Source organism: Zongyangia hominis (assembly GCF_014385095.1).
Classification (GTDB): domain Bacteria; phylum Bacillota; class Clostridia; order Oscillospirales; family Ruminococcaceae; genus Zongyangia; species Zongyangia hominis.
In genome coordinates, this window is record NZ_JACRTC010000003.1 from 239227 (window position 1) to 257938 (window position 18712).

The window sequence follows — 18712 nt, forward strand, 5'->3', positions numbered from 1 at the left end:
TTTTGATGAAAACTAGTCTCCGATCTTTTCCGAATGGTCCGACACGACCTCCTCATAAATCTTATCGGTGAAGAGTAGCGCCGCGCCGATGGCGGCAGCCTCCGAGCCGAAGGTGGAAACCTCGATGGGATGTTTGGCGTTTTTCCAACACTTAAAGTCCACAAAGCAGCGCATTTTGCTCAGGAAAATATCCTGGTAATTCATTAAGTCCCCGCCGAGCACGATGAGCTCGGGGTTAAAGATGTTGACCACATTGGCGATGGCGATGCCCAGATAGGTGGCGGCGTCGTCGAAAATGCTCATGATAAATTCATCGGAACCCCTGGCCGCCTTGGCAACGGTGGCCAGGGTCAGCCGGTCGCCCTGGCTGAGTAGGGTTTCGAGGACCGGGGCCCGGCCCATCTTCATCCCTTCCCGGGATTTGCGGAGGATGGTTTCACAGGAGGCATAAGTCTCCAGACAACCATAGTTGCCGCAGGAGCACCGGGGCCCGTCCGGATTCATGGTGACGTGGCCAAATTGGCCGGCGCTGCCGTTGAGCCCGCGGTAAATCTTGCCGCCCATAATGATGCTCATGCCGATGCCCATGGACAGACGGATAAACATGAAATTGTCCACATTCTGTGCCAGTCCCATCCGGCGCTCGGTGAGGGCCATGCAGTTGGGGTCGTGTTCGATGGTGACTTCAATACCGAACTCGTCCTCCAAAATTTTTTTGATGGGGACTTTGGAAAAGTCCTCGAAGTGGGGCACAAAGATGGAGACGCCCTGCTGGGCGTCGATGTCCCCGGGAAGCGCCAGGCCGATGCCCTTGATTTTGTGCCGATCATCCACCGAATCGATGAGCTCAGAAATCATGTGGCTGATTTTGGAAAGAATGTTGGATTTATTGGGAACCGACATCTCCTCCCGCACCTTTTTGATGATGCGGCATTTGAGGTCGATGAGGACGGCGGTAAGGCCGGACAGGTTGACGTCCACGCCGATGATAAAATTGTCGGTGCTGCTGACGTCCAGCAGACAGGGGGTGCGTCCCACCACGGTCTCGCTGCTTTTGATTTCCACGATCAGCTTTTTGGAGATCAGTTCCAGCGCGATGGTGGAGATGCTGCCCCAGCTCAACCCCGTGTGCTGCTGGATTTCCTTCTTGGTGATGGGCCCGTATTTTCGGATACATTCAAACAATGCCAACGTGTTGGTACTGCGCATGGAGTTGTGCTTGACTACTTTGGTCATTCTTATGTTTCCTCGCTCATCTATTAGAATAGGTATAAAATTCCTTATAGAATATAACATATCTGAGCAGAAAATACAATATTTATTAATTTTTTCTCAGTTTTATATATAATACTACTACATTTTTTATCAGAATTATTGAGGCAAGAGGCAAAAAGACGATTTTTTTCGGTATAACTTTGGTCAGTTTGGAACAAGGGAAGGTCGGTACATGGGAAAAAGGAAAAACCTGTCCTTTTTTCGGTGAAAATGGCCGGCACTTCATTGCAAGATGAGGGCAAATATGGTAGAGTAAAACTAATGAAGCGGGGGAGAGCCCTGTGTAATGAGGAGGAAATGTCATGCCCAAATATTGTACCCGCTGCGGCAGACCTCTGGAAGAGGGAGAAATCTGCACCTGTCAGCAAACCGCTGCGGCTGCCGCGCCGCAGACCGCTGTGGCCGAACCTGCCCAGCCCGACTCGACCGATGCCATCCCTCAAAAGCCCGGGACAGACGCGGGATATGAGTCCCCGACTCCGGCTTCCACAGGAGCTTACGACGCCCAGGGGAGGGCCCCTTATCAGGAGCAGTACGGTATGCCGCGTCAGACGCCCCCCGCATACGGCGCACCCCAGACACCGCCGCCTTACGGGGCCCAGACGCCGACCTATGGCGCGCCTCAAACGCCGCCGTCCTATGGCCCGGCTCAGGGACAGCAGGCGCCGCCTCCGTACCCCGGCCAGATGCCCCTGCCGCCCATGCCTCCCCGTCGGCCAGGCAAGGTGGGAGTTTTCTTCCACAATGTGGGCAGTTTAATCGGCGCCTTCTTTAAAAAACCGGTGGATATGGTCCAGGCGGCCACCAGACATGAGGACATGGGCATCGGCTTCTTCTTTGCCGGTGTCAACGCCCTGTTTGTAGCGCTGTTTTTCGGCATCATCTTTTCCCAGGTTGGTTCCTTGGTGGACCATTTGATAGGCGGCATGGGTTCCATGTTCGGCTACGGAGGGTTTAGCCTGCCCTTCCTGCCTTTCTTCCTGAGCGGGCTCGTGATGGCTATTTTGGGATACTTCCTGCTGTGCGGCCTGACCTTCCTGGTGGGCAAGATCGGCAAAGGGCAAGTCTCCCTCAAAGGGACCTTCGCGGCCATGGGCGTTTCCACCTTCCCGGTTACCCTCTGCATGGCGCTTGCCATCCTCTTGGCCTTCCTCATCCCAGATTGGTCCATCTATGTGGCCATCTTCGCCCTGTTCGTGTGGGTGATGTGCTCCTATCAGGCCAGCCGGGTCTGCGCCAAGGTGGAGGACAATAAGCTCTATTTCCTCTATCCGCTGGCGTTCCTCATCATGTTCCTGATCACCGCCTTTATCTCCATGAAAATGCTGGGCTGGGCCATGACCCAGATTCAGATGATAAACTCTAGCCTCTGGTAACCGCCACCTACCGGTGGGGGATGCCGCGCTATGGCTCATTCACGGCGGCAGCGCGAGCCACGCGGCGATGGTTTGCAGTAAAGCCCGGTGCGCGCCACCTACCGGTGGGGGATGCCGCGCTATGGCTCATTCGCGGCGGCAGCGCGAGCCACGCGGCGAGGGTTTGCAGTAAAGCCCGGTGCGCGCCACCTATCGGTGGGGGACATCGCGCTATGCTCATTCACGGCGGCAGCGCGAGCCACGCGGCGATGTCACAGAGAGGACCCGAGGCGCGTCGTCCTCACCGGTAGGTGCGGTGGAGGATGCCGCGCTGTAGCTGTTTCGCGATAACAGCGCGGGCCACGCGGCGATGTTGCAAACTGAACTCCGGTCGCGTCCTGCCCGCCGCAGGCGCAGAAAACCCCCTGGCAATTTGGCCAGGGGGTTTTTATGTAGTTCGCTTTTATTCGCCGAGCACTTCGATGTCGATGTCCAGCATCTTGCAGATGGTTTTGAGCTCCTCCACATGGTCGCCATAGACGGCGTGGCAGTGGTTGGCGTCAAACTTCTGGATGAAGATATCGTGATCGAAGGGGAGCTTGGCAAAGACATGGGGCCACTCCTCAGTGGTCTCGGCCATCTTTTCCCGGGGCAGGGTGACAAACTCGGCCGGGATGATGGTCATGCGGTAACGGTCCTTGTACCGGTTGAGCCGGGCGATGGTGGCCTGGCCGGGCGCGGTCATGCAGTTGACATGGCAGCCGCCGCCGGGATAGAGGTCCAGACAGGGGTAGAGGGTGACGTTTTTCAGATTCTCCTTGTAGTCGTCGGAGCGGCCGGCGTAATAGGTGGACTCGGAGCCGCAGTTGCAGAAGACCATGACGTCGTAGTCCGCATCATAGTGGCGCACGTCCATGAACAAGACCGGGTCTTCGGTGAGGAGCTTGAGAATCTGCATGGTCAGCGCCGCGTCGGAATCGGCCTCACAGGCCATGACGGTGGGCTCCTTGGGGCCGTTCCAGTCGTAGGGGTCGTTCATGAAGGCGGCTGTCAGACACTGGGTACAGACATGCTTGCTCATCTCGTAGTGGCATTTGACGCCGATAAAGTCAAAGTTGTAGGCGTCCCGAATCTTCTTTGTGGCCTCGTAGTGACGAATCTGGGTCTTGAGCTTTTCGGGGGTCAGGCGGTCGCCGTCGTATTTAATTTCGGCCACATTGTCGGTGAGCCACTGGAAAGCCTTCTCCACCGTCTCCTCGGGGACCTCCTCGGCCAGACGAATGATCTCGGACTGGTCCACATGCTCGATGTCGATGCCGAATTTCTCCTGCCACTGCTGCATGCTGACGGTGGCCGAATACATACCCAAGCTCCGACCGCCGATAAGGCCGTAGGTGGAACCTTTCAGGCGGTTCACTACCCGGGCGCATTTGGCAAAGTCGATGAGCTTTTGCAGGACAGCCGGGTCCTTGACGTCGCCGGCGGTGCGGAAGTGTTCGATTCCCAGGTGGTGCAGCGCGCCGCCCGCGGCCAGCATGGCCACCATGCCGGGCCAGTCGGGCTTGAAGCCCGCCACCAGCATGAAGGGGCCCTTGCCGAATTTGGCGGCGATGGCGGAAAAGTTGGGGAAGGCAAAGACGCCGTAGGAGAAGATCATGCCGTCCACGTTTTTAGCCACCATCTTTTGGGCCTCTTCCTTGGCGGCCTCTACCGAGTTGACGATGCGCTCACCGAGGACAAGTTCCACTTCGCCGGACTCTTTGAGAGCGTCCACCACATAGTTAAATTCCCGGTCTACGATGGGTTTGAGCAAGTCAAACGCCTCGGGATCGCCGTCGGAAAACGCAAGAACGCCAATTTTAGGTTTGGAAATCATTGTGTTACCTCCTTATATAATTTGGGTTTGGTTGCGTACAGAAGGAAGCCCTCTTCTCGGCATTATCACGGAAGATCGGAAGTGTTTTTGAAGGATTTCCCTAAAAATACCGGTGTCAAGAGCATGTGAGGTTGTACTTACATTTAGCCCCATTCCTGAATTCTATTATAAAACATTAAATCGAAATTGACAATTGTTATCTGATAAACTATAATAATTTCATGGAATATCTGAAATTTTTCCGCACCATTTGGCAACTTGTCCATGCTCGACGGACAAGTTGATAAGGTGCCGGAGGAAGTGAAAAACGCGGGCCGGTTACCTGGTCCGGAGGCGTTGCGATTGGAACAAACATCGAATGGAGGTTTTATCGTGCAGAAGATCATCAATAATCCTCAGACCGTGGTGGATGAAATGATTGAAGGCGTCGTCAAGGCGATGCCCGAGACCCTCAGCCCCACCAAGAACAAAAGGGTGCTCAAATACAAAAACGCGCCGCAGAAGGGCCGGGTCGGCATCGTCACCGGCGGCGGCAGCGGCCACAAGCCCGCGTTTGTGGGTTATGTGGGCAAGAATATGGTGGACGCGGTTGCCATGGGCGAATTGTTCTCCTCCCCGCCGGCGAAAATGTTCTACGACGCCTTTGTGGCAGCCGACGGCGGCGCTGGCGTTGCATGCCTCTACGGCAACTACGCGGGGGACAACATGAACGTCAAGATGGCCATTGAGATGGCCGAGGACGACGACATCGTGGTCAAGACCGTGGTCGCCAACGACGACGTGCCCTCCGCGCCCAAGGACAAAAGAGAGACCCGGCGCGGCGTGGCCGGCGAGATCCTCATGTGGAAGGTGGGCGGCGCCAAGGCGGCCATGGGCGCTGACTTGGACGGCGTCATCGCGGCGGCGCAGAAAGCCATCGACAACACCCGCAGCATGGGCGTCGGCTTGGCCCCCTGCACCATCCCCGAGGTAGGACACCCCAACTTTACGATCGAGCCGGGCACCATGGAAGTGGGCATCGGCCACCACGGCGAGCCGGGCATCGCGGTCAAACCTCTGGCCACTGCCAAAGAGATGGCCAAAGAGATGGTGGACGTCATCGTCCCCGACCTGCCTTTTGTAAACGGCGACGAGGTGGTCGTGCTGGTTTCCGGCCTCGGTTCCACCCCGCTTTTGGAGCAGTACATCTTCTTTAATAACGTGGAGGAGGAGCTCTCCGCCCGCGGCATCAAGATCTATAAATCCTATGTGGGCAACTACTTCACCTCCTTGGAGATGAACGGCATCACCCTGTCCCTCATGAAGCTCGACGACGAGCTCAAAGAGTGCATCGATATGGAGTGCGGCTGCATGGGACTGACCCAGCTTCCTAAATAAACACCGGAAATCGTTGGGGAAGCGAACAGACGGACCAATTCCTTTCCCCATGCGTTTTCGCATGGGGAAAGCTATGTGACAGGAGGAATTTGAGTGGCAAGCTTTAAAAACGAGGATGGCGCCAAGATCGTCTATGACATGATCAAAGCCATCCAGGACAACAAACAGTACTTAAGCGACATCGACGGCCTCATCGGCGACGGCGACCACGGCATCAACATGAACAAGGGCTTCACCATGTGCAAAGAGGCCCTGGATGCGGAGCCGGGCAACCTGTCCATGAGCCTCAAGACCCTCTCCAACGTGCTCATGGAGGACATTGGCGGCTCCATGGGCCCGCTCTACGGCTGCATCTTCCGGGCCATGTTCCGGGCCAGCAAGGGCAAAGAGGACATCGACAAGGACGTCTTCAAAGAGATGATCACCAAATCCGAGGAGGCCATCCGCAACATCGGCGGGGCCGAGGTGGGCGACAAAACCCTCCTCGACACCATCGCGCCGGCGGCGGCGGCCTACTGTGCGGCGGTGGACGCCGGCGACGACTTTGCCGCGGCCCTCACCAAGATGAAAGCGGCCGCCGAGGCGGGCCGCGATTCCACCAAGGACCTGGTGGCCAAGAAGGGCCGGGCCAGCCGTCTGGGCGAGCGTTCCCGGGGCGTGCTGGACGCGGGAGCCACTTCCTGCTGCCTGCTCATCTGCACCATGGCCGATTCCATCATTTCCCTGTTATAAGAGGAGGTAAGTTCCATGAGATTAGTCATTGACTGCGACGACGCGGCGGAAAGCCTGAAACAGGCATTATATGAGCATGCCAAGGCGCTGGGCTACGAGATCGACGACCTGGCCTATCAGAAATCCCACGACTGCGATTATCCCGACGTAGCCTTCAACCTGGCCCGCAAGGTAGCGGCCGGAGAGTATGACCGGGGCATCCTGGTCTGCGGCACCGGACTGGGCGTCGCCATGTGCGCCAACAAGGTGCAGGGCGCCTATGCGGGCACCTGCCACGACGTCTTCTCCGCCGAGCGGCTCAAAAAGAGCAATGACGCCAACATCATCACCATGGGCGAGCGGGTGGTCGGCGTCGAGCACGCCAAAAAGATTCTGGAAGCGTTCCTGGACGCCAAAGAGTTCCAGACAAAGAGCCAGCGCAAGGTCGACCGGATGCGCGCGCTGGAAGCGGAGAGCTTCCGCAAGAAATAATCGCGGCGGATGGCGGCCCCGTGCACCAGTTTTCTACCCTGGGTGCGGATGCCCTGCCATGGCTTTTTAAGAGATCAGCAATGTCCGGCGGCAACTGCGCCGCCGGACATTTTTATGCTCCCGCCCACCCGAAGTCCGTCGTCAGGGCAGGATGCGCGCGGGAAAAAGGAGGGAAGCAAATGGAAGGTTATGCTTGGATCAATGAAAGCAGCGCCAAATGGAGCGGTAAAGATGTGAGCGTCACGGCGCCGGATAAAACGGACCTTTTCGCGCCGCTGGACGGGAGCGACGTCGTCCATAGCGCGCCGGTCTATTACCGGGAGGTGACGGGGGACTGCGTCATCCGGGTCAAGGCGGCCATGAAGCCTCACAACAAATACGACGGCGCGGGTATCATCCTCTATGACGATGAGCGCCACTGGGTTAAGGGCTGCTCGGAGGTGGTGGACAACGGCCGGTCCGCCGCCATCAGTGTGGTGACAAACGGCGTGTCCGACGACGCTATCGGCCCCTATGTGGACCGGGAATCCATCTGGCTCCAGGTGGCCCGGAAGGGGGAGGACTTCGCCGTCCACTTCTCCCTGGATGGGGAGACCTTCGACCTGATTCGCTTTTGCCATGTGCCCATGGGCCGGACTGTGAAAGCGGGCCTGGTGGCCCAGGCCCCTCTGGGCGAGGGCGGGCCCCGGGACTTCTCCCAAATTTCCATTGAGGAGCGCACCCTGGACGACCTCCGCGCAGGGAAATAGGGGAGGTGCTTGGTGTCGGGCCCGATGCGCCCGACGAGGGGACCCCATTCATAACGAAAGAAACCGCCCCCAGCCGCAAAAACACGGCTGGGGGCGGTTTTTGCACCCTAGGGGAAGCCCCCTAGGGCTTGTCGGTGCGGCCCAGGATGTAATCGGTGCTGACGCCGTAGTAGTCGGCCAGTTTGATGACGGCCCAGGTGGGAATTTCCCGTTCTCCCTTTTCATAGCGCCGGTACACTTCACGATGACAATGGAGAATGTCGGCAATCTCCTGTTGGGTCTTGTCGTGATCGACGCGGAGATCCCCTAAACGCTGAAAGTACATAGTATACCTCCCGAAATCAGCGGCAATCTGGTATATCGGTGCGGCCCAGGATGTAATCGGTGCTGACGCCGTAGTAGTCGGCCAGCTTGATGACGGCCCAGGTGGGAATTTCCCGTTCTCCCTTTTCATAGCGCCGGTACACTTCACGATGACAATGGAGAATGTCGGCAATCTCCTGTTGGGTCTTGTCGTGATCATTGCGCAAATCTTCTAAACGCTGAAAAAACATAACATCACCCCTCTTGCTCATGCTACTATTTTGTGGCATTGTGAGAATAATATGATACCAAAAGTTATCTTTTGGTGGTGATGAGACGAAAAGAGAGACGCAGCTTTCGCAGGAAATCCATGTGCTTCGCATACAGGCGGGCCTATTGGCGGCGCATGGCGGGCCACGGGACAAAGGGTGGCCTCTAGGAGAGGCTTGTCCGCATCGAAAGCTATTTGAGCCGTATGGAAAGGCTTTTAAAAGAAGATTAATTTATTTGCGCTCGTCCACATATATATCAAGAGGGGCGGAGCGCGCAGCGCGGATGCCCTGCGCATTGGCTATTATAGCGAAGCTATAATAGAACAACATGGATGAGATGCAGGTGATCGAGTTTGAAAAAATGGGTGGAAATGGGGCTGACCCTTTCGGCGGCCGCCTTGGTGATCGTCTCCTTCCTGACGCTGGACGCGAAGCTCACCCCCGAGCTGCTCCCCCAGGCGCAGCCGGTGGAGAAGGGCGGCTATATCAAATGGGCGGAGTTCGACGTGCCGGACTCCGCCATGAAAAAGGCCATGAAGCTGGACATCGAAAGCTGTGAGGAGCCGCTGCACCTGGACTGGCTGGAAATGCTCGGCTATCTGGGGGCCAAGTACGGCGGGGAGTGGAAGCGCTACAAGGCCAAGGACATGGACGCGCTGGTACAGCGGCTGCGGGGCGGGGAATCCATGTCGGCCCTCACCGCCGACATGAAGTACTATGATTATTACCATGAGGTCTACCAGACGGTATTGGGTGAATTTGTGGGATATTACGACATGGAGCGGGAAAGCGACGTGCTGCCCGGGGAAACTTTTGTGGAGACCCAGTACGGGCTCAAGGTCTTTTCCCCCATCGCGTCGGGCTACTCTTACAGCCACTACGACGACTTCGGCACCTCCCGATCCTACGGCTACTCCCGGCCCCATCTGGGCAACGACTTGGTGGGTTCCATCGGCACCCCCATCGTGGCGGTGGAGGGGGGCACCATCGAACACATGGGCTGGAATCAATACGGGGGCTGGCGCATCGGCATCCTCAGCTTTGACAAGAAGCGGTACTACTATTACGCTCATCTGCGCCAAAAGCACCCCTACCACCTGGGGTTGGAGGAGGGGATGGCCGTCAATGCCGGGGACGTCATCGGCTACCTGGGGATGACGGGCTACTCCACCAAGGAGGGGGCCAACAATATGACGGTTCCCCATCTACACCTGGGGATGCAGCTGATCTTCGACGACTCCCAGATTGAGGGCAATGGGGAAATCTGGATTGACATGTACGACATCGTCAGCTTCCTCTCCCAGAAGAAGTCCAAAACGGTCAAGGACGAGGCCACCAAAGACTATAACCGGATCTACCAAATCTACGACCCGGATTATCAGGACTATATCACCGCCGAAGAGGGCGGCGCCTCCCCGCCGGGGGAAAGCGAAGCGCACTCGTAAAACAAGAGCCGCCGGACAGCGCTGTCCGGCGGCTCTTGTTATTTTCCCGCGTCCTTTTTGCGGTACTTCATGATTTTTTCAAAGAAGTCCTTGGTGTTCAGATTGTGGACGCGGTTATTTCGTTTGAGATGGAATAGGCACTGAGGGTCCTGGGTGATATAGTTGAGCCCCGATTCGGAGGAAAAGGTGCCGAGAAAGCCCATATCCTTGAGCACCTCTTCGGCCTCCTTGCAGTAGTAGCCGAAGGGGTAGGCGAAGAAGGTGTCGTCCTTGTTCATCTCCTTCATCATCTGGTCGGATAGCTTCTGCACATCCTCCCGGAACATCTTTTTGTATTCCTCTGCGTTTTCTCCCCAGTTTTTCTTGCACCCCTTGCGCCCCTTGTCGGTGGTGTGCAGGTTGTAGGTGTGGTTTTGAATGTCGATGGTGCCCATATGTTCCATGGAGCTCAGCTGATCCCAGTTGAGGTGGGAATAGTTGATGTGTAGATCCCCCCGCTCGCTGTAAAGGTCGGTGTATTTGCCGATGATGGAGATCACCGCCTTCATCCCGTACTTTTGGAGCAAGGGATAGGCGTAGACGTAATTGGAGTAATACCCGTCGTCAAAGGTGATCATGATGGGCTTTTCCGGCAGGGGGACGCCGTGATAGACATAATTGACCAGGTCGTCGGTCTTGATGGTGGTGTAGCCATTTTCCCGGATATACTGCAAATCCTTTTCAAATTCGTCGGGGGTGATGGTGTAAGCGCCCAGCTGTTTGCCATGCTTGAGGATGTGGTGGTACATGAGGATGGGCACTTCCACGGCCTGCTCTGACTTTTCCTCCGTTTTTTCTCCCAGCGCCGTTTCCGGCTGGGACGGCTCCGCCGCACTGACGGCGGGGCCAGACCGGTTGGCGGCCAGGACGCCTAAGGAGGACAGGGCAAGAACGCTAATCAGAGCGGCGGCGAGAACCCGCCGGTTTAATTTGAATACCTTCGGAAAGATCATAGAAACACAGCCTCCGATTTCATAAGACCGCGCTCCATCGGGAGATAAGCGGTTTACTATCAATATATTGCCGGAGGATGACAATCAGTACACGGGACAAGGAGGGACGGGGAGGAAAAGAAAAGCGCCCGGTTTTCCGGGCGCTTTTTTGTGGGCTCTATGTCTTTCCAGCGTCTTTCCAGCGGCCGCAGCGCCTCCATCTGCTTGTCTCACGGACTGGCGTGGCGAATTATTCGGCCCCTTTGTCGTCGGAGGCGGTGAGGGCCTCCACGTCGGCGGGGGTGAGATTGACCAGTACCGCCGCGCCAAGGAGAAGCAGTCCTCCGATGAGGATATGGACGCTCAGGGCGTCGTAGCCGAAGAGCAGGGAAAAGATGGTGCAAAAGAGGGACTCCATGGAGAGGATGATGGCGGTGTGGGAGGGGGTGAGGTGGACTTGCGCCTGACACTGGACGTAATAGGCGAAGGCGGTATTGACAAGCCCCATGACGATGACGGGCCAGAGTCCGGCCCCGTAGTCGACGCCGGGCAAGGTGTCCCAGTCAAACAGGAGGAAATAGATCCCGGAAAGGACCGCCGCCGTGGCGATCTGCAAGAAGGCCACCTTGATGTGGTCCATCTGCTGGGCCGCCCAGCCCAGGGTCATGGTGTGAAAGGCAAAGACTACGGCGCAGATGAGGATGAGCAGGCTGCCGGTGTTCATAGAAAACTGGAAGCTGGGGGTGACGCTCAAGAAAAAGACGCCGCCCAGGCAGAGCAGGGCGCTTAAAAAGACCTTCATGGGCGGGCGGAAGTGGTAGAAGGCCCAGGTGAGGAAGGGGACAATGACCACCCAGACGGAGGTGAGAAAGGCGGTGGTGGAGGGGGTGACGTAGAGCAGTCCCGTAGTCTGCAGGAGAAAGCCCGCGAAGAGGAGGACGCCGCATCCACAGCCGATGAGGAGCTCCCGCCGGGTGAAGCCGCGCAGCCGCCGGAAAAAGAGCAGGGCGAGAGCGCCGGCGCCGATGAGAAAGCGTAAAAACAAAATCATGCTGGGGGACATGCCGGCATCAATGGAAAATTGGTTGAGGATAAAGCCGAAGCCCCAGATCACGGCGACGCCGAAGAGGAAGAGCTTACTGCTGCGGACATTGTTGATCATGATGGTGGACCCCTCCCAAAATCTGCGAAAAAGAATCCGCCTCCACAGCGGGAAGCGGATATGGATACCCATTTATTATAGCGAAACCGGTCCTTTTTTGCAAGACGAAGCCGCATCAAGGCGCCGGTGACGCCTAACTCCCGTCTTAGGGCTGGGGCACTTTGTCCTCCTCTGGAGGCGCCTCGTTACTGCCGCGAGGTGTTTTGCCCCCGTCCGGGGACGCCCTGTCTTCGTCTGGGGACGCCTTACCCCTGTTCTGGGGCGTCTTGCTATCTTTTGGAGACGTCTTGTCCCCGTCCGGAGGTGAAACTTCCTCGTCGGGGAGGTAGAGCAGGATGTCCTCCACCCGGCACTCGAGCAAACGGCACAGGTCATTGATGAGCTGGGTGGAAATGCCCATATTGTGCCTGAGACGGTGGACGGTGTGGCTGCTCATGCCGCACTTATTGATCAGGGTGTAGGTCGTCACATTTTTTCTCTTCATCGTTTCCCACAGAGGGGTGTATACAATCATCGTTCTGCCAGCCTTTGACTTAGATTCGCCATACTTCTATCATCAGTATAAAATATGCTCCATCTATTGAATATTATCCAAATATGGACTATAATGACGATAATCCTTCGCTTTTTGAAGAAAAGGATTGACATTGGAAGACGACGAGTGTAGACTGGAGTTAGACTACGAATGTAGGCTTGGAGATTATGAAAAAGTTTGCAAGAAAACTGCTGCAAAACGCCTTATTATTAGTGAATAGCTATTCAGAGCGAAATACAAGGGGAGAGGAGGGGGATTTTTTGGCGCAGATGATGCAACAGGAGTTTGAGAAGATCTATCGGGAGACCTATCGGGACATTTTTGCCTACACGGTGGCTTGTATCCGGGATGTGGGCAACACCGACGACCTTTTGCAGACGGTGTACACCTCCTTTTTTCGCAGGATGCTCCGCAAGGGGACCATGGATGTGGAGTCGGCGCGCAAGTATCTGATAAAATCGGTCAAGCACGAGCTGACCCGGTATTACGGACATCTGAAGCGCCAGAAGGAAATCCGCTCCCTCTCCGACGAGGACGCGGTGGACGGGCTGGAATACGAGTTTGCCCAGGAGGAATATCCCGATCTCTCCCAGGGCGCGCTGATGCAGGAGATTTGGCAGATGATCGAGGAGCGGGGGGAAGTGACCAAACGCCTGTTCATCCTTCATTTCCGGCTGGGGCTGACCATCCGGGAGTCGGCTGAGTATCTGCAAATTTCCGAATCCAACGCCACCAGCCGCATCTATCGAACCCTCAATGAATTAAAAAACACGTATAGGGAGGTGCCATAAGTGACCTCACAGGAGTTTTATGAAAAGTTAGTAACACAACAGACCCAAGATCTCTTTTTGGATGAGGAACATCTATTGCAGCGCGTCACCGTGGCCGCCCAGTCCCAGGCGAAAGTGTACAGGAAGATGCCGCTGAGAAAGACGTTTGTTCTGGCGGTGGCTCTCGCAGTGCTGATCTCTCTGGGATGCATTACCGCCGTGGCGGTTACGGTGCTCAACCTGCCGGGCCTGGCGGCCCAGATGGGGATGAACCCCGACGATTTAAATCCGTCTAGCGCTTCCTACGGCATTTTTGACCGGTATTTTACCCTCCGCCTTGAGAACTGGAACGAGGAGCGGAAGGCTGCCGGGCTGGAACCGATGAACGCGGGCCTCATCGTCCAGATGGTCTCCGCAGGGGACATGACGGTGGAGGAGGTCTACAAACTCTATGGCCGGGTACCCCTGCCCGAGGAGGAGTATCAGAAAGTCAAGGAGAAGTATGGCGAGCTCGATCAATTGGAGGCATCCCTTTCTGTTGAGCAGGAGATGATGGACCGCCTTTTCTGGGCACAGAAAAACGGAGAGCGGGCCCTCACCGATGAGGAGCTAGAACAGATCGAGGCCTATCAGGCAAAGCGGGACCGGATAAGCGCCCTGCGCCAGCAGATGAGCCGAGAGCTGCAAGCCTTGGAGAGCGGCTACAATTCCCCCGATCAGTGGCCTAAAGAGGTGCCGGCGCAGTGGAAAATCCCCGACGCCCTGGAAGGGGAAGTTGTCATCCGGGAAAATCTCGCCCTCATCGGCGGCCAGCTCGACGGCTTCGGCAAGGATTTTTCCACCGTCCAGCCCACCTATGACCTGGTCGCCGACGCGGCACGGCTGGAAGGGCTTTCGATGGATGACAGTACCTTTACCATACCGGCGGACATCGTGGAAAAAAGGGTGCGGGAATTTTTCGGTCCCGACGTGAAGGTAGTCCACGGCAGCAGTGGGGAAGGCACGGATTTGGCGCTCAGCTACGACCCGGAGGCCGGGACCTACACCGGGCGCTGGGGCGGGCGCAGCGAAGGCCGGTTCCCCTGTCTTTTGAGCTGGGAGCGCCAGGGGAGCGAGATTGTTCTCCGGGTGGTCTTTGTCTATATCACCGAGCAGCCCCAGGAGGGGGACATCTACTATTATCTGGACGAGGACCGGGGCATCTTGGCCAGCTTCTCCAGCAGCTTTGATGGACTTAGCGAATATCAGGTGCAGCAGATGGCGGACACCCTGCCCCAATGGGAGTACCGCTTACAGGTAATGAAAGTGCCCTGCCTCGACGAACAGGGCAGAGACACCGGCGACACCCAAGAACAGGTGATCATCCACTCCATTAAAAAGATCAGGTAAACAGATCGCGTACAATTCACACGAAATGAGATGAGTGCTTTGGAATTTCTTTCCCCTCAAAACTTAATGGAATATGAGGACTTTGTCACCCACCATCCCCAGGGGACGTTTATGCAGTCCTACCGGTGGGCCAAGGTCAAGTCCAATTGGATTTGCTCCATCATCGTCAGCCGGGATAAAGAGGATCAGCGCATTGTGGGATCCATGATGGTCCTCGTGAAGAAAGCGCCAGTATTCGGCGCCAGCATCCTCTATGCGCCCAGAGGGCCCCTGTGTCCTCCCGACGCCCCCGAGGTGTTGGAGGACTTGATGGCGGGCGTGCAGATGGTGGCAAAGAAATATAACGGCTTCCTGCTCAAAATTGACCCCTATGTGGAGGAGACGGACGAGGCGTTTATCTCGCTTTGCACAAACCTGGGGTTCCGGTACCAACCGGACCAAAAGGACCTGACCACGGTCCAGACCAGAATCAACTACATGCTGGACATCGCGGGGAAGACGCCCGAAGAGGTGTTTGCCGGCTTTCACAGCAAGTGCCGTTACAACATCCGGGTGGCCCTGCGCCACGGCGTCCAGTGCCTGGTGCAGGACAAAAGCCACCTACCGGAGTTTTATAAGCTCTATCAAATCACGGCAGAGCGGGACGGCTTCACCCCCCGGCCTCTTGCCTACTTTGAGAGGCTCCTCAAAAGCATGCAGTCTGCCGCCCGGCTGTATCTGTGCTACTATGAGGGGGAGCCGGTGTCGGGGGCCATCGCTGTCAACTACGCGGGGAAGACCTGTTATCTTTACGGCGCTTCGGACAACGACCACCGCAACGTCATGCCCAACTATCTCATGCAGTGGGAGATGATCCAATGGGCCATAGAAACCGGCTGTCACACCTATGACTTCCAGGGGATTCCCTTTTACGATGACCCCGAAAGCAGCTATTATGGGATCTACCGGTTTAAGAAGTCCTTTCAGGGCAAGGTCGTTAAGTTGGTCGGGGACTTCGATTTTATCCTGCGCCCCAACCTCTATCGGGCTTTCACCTTCCTTTCCAGCACCCACCGGAAGATGGCGCAGCGGATGCATACTTCCAAAAGCACGCCGTCTTAGAAATGCAAAATGAGCGGTGCCGCCAGAGTCCGGCGGTACCGCTCATTTTAGCATTGAATTTTAGAGGAAAGTTTGCTATAATATTTTTTATCTGAGGGATCGGGACCCTTCAGTGCTTTCCGCTGGAAAGAAAAAGAAATAGGGAGACGTATCGAAGTGGTCATAACGAGAACGACTCGAAATCGTTTGACGGGTGAAACCGTCCGTGGGTTCGAATCCCACCGTCTCCGCCACCAGGCAGGGCCTGGAGCCAATACGCGCTCCAGGTTCTTTCTTTGTCCGGGCAACCTACCCGCGCCGGGGCAGCGATTGAACCTGCAATGCCACCAGGTAGGGCCTGGAGCCAATACGCGCTCCAGGCTTTTTTCATTGTCCAGACAATCCACCCGCGCCGGGGCAGCGAATCCTTCCTTAACACATACGAGCCTTATATACAAAGCAGGGGCGAGCAAATGGCTCACCCCTGCTTTGTATTTAGAAGGAGGTTCGGCATGGAGCGGTACTTGTTTTATGAACGCTTAGCCCCATGGCTTGGGCGGCGATGCGCCGAAAAAGTCCACGGCTGGCCAAAGCGGACGAAGACATAGGTTGTGCAAACACCGCCCACCGCCAAATAGAAAAGAAAGAACCAGGGAAACAAAGCGAATATTTCGGGCTGCGCCGCATACCTCCCCAGCTCGAGGGCAGGCAGCAGGCTGGCATACTTAGCCGAAGAAAGCCCCATGGCTGTAAGTAACACAGGACCTCCTAATAGCATGGCGCCCAGCAGCATGGAGGAAATAGGTTTCCTTGTTTTCAGAGAAAGGGCGCATAACAAAGCCGTTGCGGCGATACAGACTATCATTTGGCATAGATAATGCGCGGCCAGAAGCCCCCAGACCGGCAGCCAGATTGGTAGTCCGGCATAGTCAGGCAAGCTGGCCGCCGGAAGAGACAAGCCGGGGAAGCCGTAGGTAATACCAACCGATACAAGTTCGGGCAGGGCGCTCAGCGCAAGCAACAGCGGCGTCAGCAGAAAGCAGAGCGTCAATTTAGAAGCCGCTGTCCTTCGCCTTCCCAGAGGAGCCGCACCAATGAGGCGAATTGTCCCGCCGGGATATTCCATGGCGAAGAGGGTGGAAAAACATAGCACCATTGTTACCAGGAGGGGGAGCAAATTCCCTGCGTTTCCCGTGCGGGCAAATAGGGTGCGGTATCCTGTGTCGTATAAAAAACCGGCGCCGGGCCGTCCCTGGAGAGTTTCCGCACGCTGCGCCAGAGCATCCCAGAGTTCCCTGCCTTGGAGGACGCGGTCAAATGGAGCGCTCATCTGATCGGCCTGAGCACGGCTGATTTCTCCGGCGCTCTCCTTCCTATCGATGGCTTCGATATGTTCCTGTGCATCTTCGATGAGCGCGAGCTGATCGTCGATTTTCCCTTGCTTCTCCGGTGTCCATATCCCCTCCAACTCCTGCAAAGCCGCTCGATATTGCCATTCGTCCGGCGTGAGGTAGGCCGGTTGCCGGGGAAGGAGAAAGACGGTAAGAATTCCAAAAAGAGCCAGGAAAAGCGCCGCTTTGTTTTTTATCAAAAGTTTATAGGCCTCCTGTCCCCACACGCCGGCCGGTGAGCGGCGGCGTATATGCGGGCTGTGGCCAAGCGATGGAAGGGCCATCTGAAAAACGCTGTAATTTCGTTTGTGGACGGCGGTGAGCAAACAGGCGGCCACCAGCGAGATGAGCGCGATACACAGGAAAAATACGGTGACTGGGATTTGATTGGCAGGCCAGCCGAACAGGTTAAAGTTTCGGTAGGTAGTGTAAATGGTATTGGTTCTGAGGATAGCCGCCGGGTTGAGGTATTTGAGCAAATTCCAGCTGGAGAAGGGGGAAATACCTGCATACAGGGCGAATCCCGTCCCAAACAGCGCCGCCAGGGCCAGAAATGCCAGAGCCGGATGCCGCACATGCAGGGAGATGAAGAAGACACAGAGCCCTGCCAGACATCCCGTCGCCCATTTGGTGAGAAAAAACAGCAGCAGATACTGCCAGATGGTGAGCGGCAGAGCGCTGCCCATAAATGCGCCCACCGACTGCAACGGGCGGTCCAGGGCGCCAAGCCCCATGGTGGCGGCGCACCAGATTAGCCCACCGCCGAACAGGAGCAGGGCCAAAATTCCGGCGCTGACGGCCATGGCGGAAAGCTTGGCGGCCATGAGCGGTCTGCGCCCCTTTGGAGAAGCGCGAAGCAAAGAAAAGAGCCCCTTTTGCTTTTCCTCAAACACCAGGACGCAGGAGAGAGCAAACAATGCTAGGAGGAACAAGACATCGCCGTATATCGAATCAGTGGCGGCCAACAGGCCGTGGGAATTGTCAAAAGATAGGTTCCGGTTCCCAAGACGGGCATAGTCCGCCGCTGTTTTGCGGATGTTCCGCGTGGAAAATGAATCTGCCGCGCCTCCGAAGATGGAGATGCCGGAGAGGCGTTCCGACTTATTCCGAATTTCCTCCAAAAAGGCGGGATAACCGTGGATCTGCCGCAGTTCTTCCACCACTGGGGCGAGAAATTCGGCTTCCCGCTGCCAGTCCACGGCATAGCGCGGCGATGCGGCGGCGCTGTCATAGCCGGCCTCATATTTTTCCGCGAGGCCCGGGTGCTCGCTCTTCATAAAGTCAATCCGCTCCTCTAGGTCTTCGCCGCCCGCTGCCTGAGCAAGGCGGATGCGCTCTATTAGGGCATAGGCGGCGGCTCGCTCGTAAGAGCCCTCCAGCAAGGCGGTTTTTTCCTCCTCGCTTAGTCCCTGCAAATCCGATGCGAGACGCTGGTTGGCCCCGGCGGGAATTCCCGTGCGTTCCGGCCGGTCGATGTACCACAGCAAAAACAAGTTGACTGCGAAAAGAGCCGCCACGACACACCAAAATCCTTTTTTCCCCCAAACCTTCCACAATTC

General features: G+C 56.6%; 17 protein-coding genes and 1 tRNA gene. 10 read left to right on the forward strand and 8 right to left on the reverse strand.

Translation table 11 applies throughout. From position 1 onward, the window contains the following. Positions 1-12: 12 nt before the first annotated feature. Entirely contained in the window at positions 13-1236 is a 1224-nt protein-coding gene (locus H8709_RS06465; RefSeq protein WP_262397555.1) for an ROK family protein, read from the reverse strand. A gap of 341 nt (positions 1237-1577) precedes the next feature. On the opposite strand from H8709_RS06465, the gene H8709_RS06470 reads away from it, so the two are divergent. Beyond that, positions 1578-2651 carry a YIP1 family protein gene (locus tag H8709_RS06470; RefSeq protein WP_262397556.1) on the forward strand — a complete coding sequence of 358 codons (1074 nt, stop codon included), beginning with the start codon at positions 1578-1580 and terminating at the stop codon, positions 2649-2651. Positions 2652-3093: 442 nt separating this feature from the next. On the opposite strand, the gene H8709_RS06475 is transcribed toward H8709_RS06470, so the two are convergent. After that, positions 3094-4506: an L-fucose/L-arabinose isomerase family protein gene (locus H8709_RS06475; RefSeq protein ID WP_262397557.1), complete on the reverse strand. Its 1413-nt coding sequence runs from the start codon at positions 4504-4506 to the stop codon at positions 3094-3096. A gap of 372 nt (positions 4507-4878) precedes the next feature. On the opposite strand from H8709_RS06475, the gene H8709_RS06480 reads away from it, so the two are divergent. The 4 genes from H8709_RS06480 (at position 4879) to H8709_RS06495 (ending at position 7835) form a co-directional block, all read left to right on the forward strand. Further along, positions 4879-5883 carry a dihydroxyacetone kinase subunit DhaK gene (locus H8709_RS06480; protein ID WP_262397606.1) on the forward strand — a complete coding sequence of 335 codons (1005 nt, stop codon included), beginning with the start codon at positions 4879-4881 and terminating at the stop codon, positions 5881-5883. A 93-nt stretch (positions 5884-5976) separates the two neighbouring features. Next, positions 5977-6615, forward strand: a complete 639-nt coding sequence (gene dhaL, locus H8709_RS06485; RefSeq protein ID WP_262397558.1) for a dihydroxyacetone kinase subunit DhaL — start codon at positions 5977-5979, stop codon at positions 6613-6615. A 15-nt stretch (positions 6616-6630) separates the two neighbouring features. After that, positions 6631-7086, forward strand: a complete 456-nt coding sequence (locus H8709_RS06490) for an RpiB/LacA/LacB family sugar-phosphate isomerase (protein WP_262397559.1) — start codon at positions 6631-6633, stop codon at positions 7084-7086. A gap of 179 nt (positions 7087-7265) precedes the next feature. Further along, complete coding sequence (locus H8709_RS06495) at positions 7266-7835, forward strand: DUF1349 domain-containing protein (protein ID WP_262397560.1); 570 nt, start codon at positions 7266-7268, stop codon at positions 7833-7835. A gap of 121 nt (positions 7836-7956) precedes the next feature. On the opposite strand, the gene H8709_RS06500 is transcribed toward H8709_RS06495, so the two are convergent. Both H8709_RS06500 and H8709_RS06505 read right to left on the reverse strand, forming a co-directional pair. Continuing rightward, a complete protein-coding gene (locus H8709_RS06500; protein WP_262397561.1) occupies positions 7957-8160 on the reverse strand; it encodes a helix-turn-helix domain-containing protein in 204 nt (67 codons plus the stop codon). Between the two features lie 16 nt (positions 8161-8176). Then, on the reverse strand, positions 8177-8389 hold the full coding sequence (locus H8709_RS06505; protein WP_262397562.1) for a helix-turn-helix domain-containing protein: 213 nt from the start codon (positions 8387-8389) through the stop codon (positions 8177-8179). A 374-nt stretch (positions 8390-8763) separates the two neighbouring features. Between H8709_RS06505 and H8709_RS06510 the strand changes: the two genes are divergently transcribed. Beyond that, complete coding sequence (locus H8709_RS06510; protein ID WP_262397563.1) at positions 8764-9855, forward strand: M23 family metallopeptidase; 1092 nt, start codon at positions 8764-8766, stop codon at positions 9853-9855. Positions 9856-9893: 38 nt separating this feature from the next. Here the strand turns inward: H8709_RS06510 and H8709_RS06515 are convergent, their stop codons facing one another. The 3 genes from H8709_RS06515 to H8709_RS06525 form a co-directional block, all read right to left on the reverse strand. Beyond that, complete coding sequence (locus H8709_RS06515; RefSeq protein WP_262397564.1) at positions 9894-10847, reverse strand: polysaccharide deacetylase family protein; 954 nt, start codon at positions 10845-10847, stop codon at positions 9894-9896. Between the two features lie 229 nt (positions 10848-11076). Further along, positions 11077-11988 (reverse strand): DMT family transporter, encoded by a 912-nt coding sequence (locus H8709_RS06520; RefSeq protein WP_262397565.1) that lies wholly within the window; start codon positions 11986-11988, stop codon positions 11077-11079. 145 nt (positions 11989-12133) lie between these two features. Further along, positions 12134-12472, reverse strand: coding sequence for a helix-turn-helix domain-containing protein (locus H8709_RS06525; protein WP_262397566.1), 339 nt, complete (start codon positions 12470-12472; stop codon positions 12134-12136). 320 nt (positions 12473-12792) lie between these two features. Between H8709_RS06525 and H8709_RS06530 the strand changes: the two genes are divergently transcribed. The 4 genes from H8709_RS06530 to H8709_RS06545 all read left to right on the forward strand — a co-directional run bounded on the left by H8709_RS06530 (position 12793) and on the right by H8709_RS06545 (position 16016). Then, entirely contained in the window at positions 12793-13314 is a 522-nt protein-coding gene (locus H8709_RS06530; RefSeq protein ID WP_262397607.1) for an RNA polymerase sigma factor, read from the forward strand. Then, complete coding sequence (locus H8709_RS06535; RefSeq protein WP_262397567.1) at positions 13315-14682, forward strand: hypothetical protein; 1368 nt, start codon at positions 13315-13317, stop codon at positions 14680-14682. It begins immediately after the preceding gene. A gap of 30 nt (positions 14683-14712) precedes the next feature. Beyond that, positions 14713-15783 (forward strand): lipid II:glycine glycyltransferase FemX, encoded by a 1071-nt coding sequence (locus H8709_RS06540; protein WP_262397568.1) that lies wholly within the window; start codon positions 14713-14715, stop codon positions 15781-15783. Between the two features lie 142 nt (positions 15784-15925). Then, positions 15926-16016, forward strand: a tRNA-Ser gene (locus H8709_RS06545). A gap of 275 nt (positions 16017-16291) precedes the next feature. On the opposite strand, the gene H8709_RS06550 is transcribed toward H8709_RS06545, so the two are convergent. Further along, a complete protein-coding gene (locus H8709_RS06550; protein ID WP_262397569.1) occupies positions 16292-18709 on the reverse strand; it encodes a hypothetical protein in 2418 nt (805 codons plus the stop codon). Between the last annotated feature and the right edge of the window lie 3 nt (positions 18710-18712).

Excerpts from the sequence above, each read along its gene's own strand:
- H8709_RS06465 (WP_262397555.1), bottom strand. The coding sequence starts at position 1,236 with ATGACCAAAGTAGTCAAGCACAACTCCATGCGCAGTACCAACACGTTG.
- H8709_RS06470 (WP_262397556.1), top strand. The coding sequence starts at position 1,578 with ATGCCCAAATATTGTACCCGCTGCGGCAGACCTCTGGAAGAGGGAGAA.
- H8709_RS06475 (WP_262397557.1), bottom strand. The coding sequence starts at position 4,506 with ATGATTTCCAAACCTAAAATTGGCGTTCTTGCGTTTTCCGACGGCGAT.
- H8709_RS06490 (WP_262397559.1), top strand. The coding sequence starts at position 6,631 with ATGAGATTAGTCATTGACTGCGACGACGCGGCGGAAAGCCTGAAACAG.
- H8709_RS06495 (WP_262397560.1), top strand. The coding sequence starts at position 7,266 with ATGGAAGGTTATGCTTGGATCAATGAAAGCAGCGCCAAATGGAGCGGT.
- H8709_RS06500 (WP_262397561.1), bottom strand. The coding sequence starts at position 8,160 with ATGTACTTTCAGCGTTTAGGGGATCTCCGCGTCGATCACGACAAGACC.
- H8709_RS06505 (WP_262397562.1), bottom strand. The coding sequence starts at position 8,389 with ATGTTTTTTCAGCGTTTAGAAGATTTGCGCAATGATCACGACAAGACC.
- H8709_RS06515 (WP_262397564.1), bottom strand. The coding sequence starts at position 10,847 with ATGATCTTTCCGAAGGTATTCAAATTAAACCGGCGGGTTCTCGCCGCC.
- H8709_RS06520 (WP_262397565.1), bottom strand. The coding sequence starts at position 11,988 with ATGATCAACAATGTCCGCAGCAGTAAGCTCTTCCTCTTCGGCGTCGCC.
- H8709_RS06525 (WP_262397566.1), bottom strand. The coding sequence starts at position 12,472 with ATGAAGAGAAAAAATGTGACGACCTACACCCTGATCAATAAGTGCGGC.
- H8709_RS06530 (WP_262397607.1), top strand. The coding sequence starts at position 12,793 with ATGATGCAACAGGAGTTTGAGAAGATCTATCGGGAGACCTATCGGGAC.
- H8709_RS06540 (WP_262397568.1), top strand. The coding sequence starts at position 14,713 with ATGAGTGCTTTGGAATTTCTTTCCCCTCAAAACTTAATGGAATATGAG.